The sequence below is a fragment of the Streptomyces sp. RP5T genome (genome assembly GCF_003933965.1).
GTDB lineage: Bacteria > Actinomycetota > Actinomycetes > Streptomycetales > Streptomycetaceae > Streptomyces.
In genome coordinates this window covers 1-1,500 of sequence record NZ_RSAJ01001054.1, presented here as the reverse complement: position 1 = coordinate 1,500, position 1,500 = coordinate 1, and the positions used below count along the sequence as shown (strand labels likewise).

General features: G+C 69.5%; 1 protein-coding gene. It reads left to right on the top strand.

Annotated elements, in window-relative coordinates; all coding sequences use genetic code 11:
• Nucleotides 1–1,379, top strand: a 1,379-nt coding sequence (locus tag EHS43_RS44405) for a glycoside hydrolase family 43 protein (protein ID WP_260471012.1), incomplete at its 5' end; no start/stop codon positions are given.
• Nucleotides 1,380–1,500: the final 121 nt, after the last annotated feature.

The following is a 1,500-nucleotide window of genomic DNA, read 5'->3' as shown; positions in this document are numbered from 1 at the left end:
TGACCACACGACCCCCCACGCCGTCCCGTCGCACCCTGCTGCGCGCGATGGCGGCCCTGCCCGCCTCCGCCGTCCTGCTGGGCGAACTGCCCGGCTCGGCCTCCGCCGCCGCCCCGCCCAGCGGCTCGGCCACCCGCTACACGATCGTGCCGTTCCTCAACAGCGACGACGGCACCGTCAACGTCTACCAGTCCGACGACGCCACGGACTTCCGGCTGCTCAAGTCCTCCGCCTACACGCCGCCCGGCAACAGGATCCGCGACGCGAGCGTCTTCCGGCACACCGACGGCTACTACTACCTCACCTACACGACCCACACCTGGCAGGACGTCAGCACCACGATCGGCTTCGCGCGCAGCTCCGACCGGGCCAACTGGACCTTCCTGTACGACTACACGGTCCCGATCGCCGGCCTGTCCCGCGCATGGGCGCCGGAGTGGTTCGTCGACAGCGACGGCAGCGTCAACGTCATCGTGTCCTGCTCGGTCACCAGCAACGAGTGGATCTTCACGCCGTACCGGCTGAAGGCGACCAACGCGGCACTCACGGCGTGGAGTTCACCGGTGGCCCTGTCCGGGATCGGCTCGAACCACATCGACACGTACATCGTGAGAACGGGATCGACCTACCACGCGTTCACGAAGAACGAGACGACCAAGTACATCGAGTACGCGACCGCCTCCGCCCTGACGGGCCCCTACACGATCTCCAGGACCGGCGACTGGGCCGGCTGGGGCAGCTACCGCGAGGGCCCCTCCGTGATCCAGCTCGACAACGGCGGCTGGCGGATCTTCTTCGACGGCTACGGCGACGGCAACTACTACTACAGCGACAGCTACGACACCTTCGCGACCTGGTCGGCCCCGACGGCGCTGCCGGGGGTCTCCGGCACCGCCCGCCACTTCACGGTCATCAAGGAGACGGTGTCCGGCGGCCCCTCGCTCGCGAAGAACGTCACGCGCTCCTTCCAGTCGGCCAACTACGCGACGCGGTACTGGCAGGAGCAGTCCTCGCTGCTCAACCTCCCGGTGGTGAGCGGCTCCAGCACGGCCGCCGAGAAGACGGCGTCCACCTTCACGGTCGTCGCCGGCCTCGCCGACCCCAACGGCTTCTCCTTCCGCGACTCCGCGGGCAACTACCTGCGCCACTGGGACTTCCGCGGCCGCTTCGACGCCAACGACGGCACCTCGACCTTCGCCAAGGACGCGACGTTCATCGCCCGCACGGGTTCGTCCTCGGGGGCGATCCGCTGGGAGTCGTACAACTATCCCGGGTACTACCTGCGCCACTACAACTACCAGCTGCGGGTGGAGCGGACGGCGGGCACGGACCTGTTCCGGCAGGACAGTTCCTTCGTACCGGTGACTGCCTGGGGCTGAGCCGGAGGCAGGACACGCCGGCGGCCGGGCGCCCGGCCGCCGGGTAGGCCTGCGGCGGGTGGTAGGGGCCTGCTGCTGCGGCTGCCGTTCCCCCGGCAGCGGAGAGGGCGCGGGCTGGGGC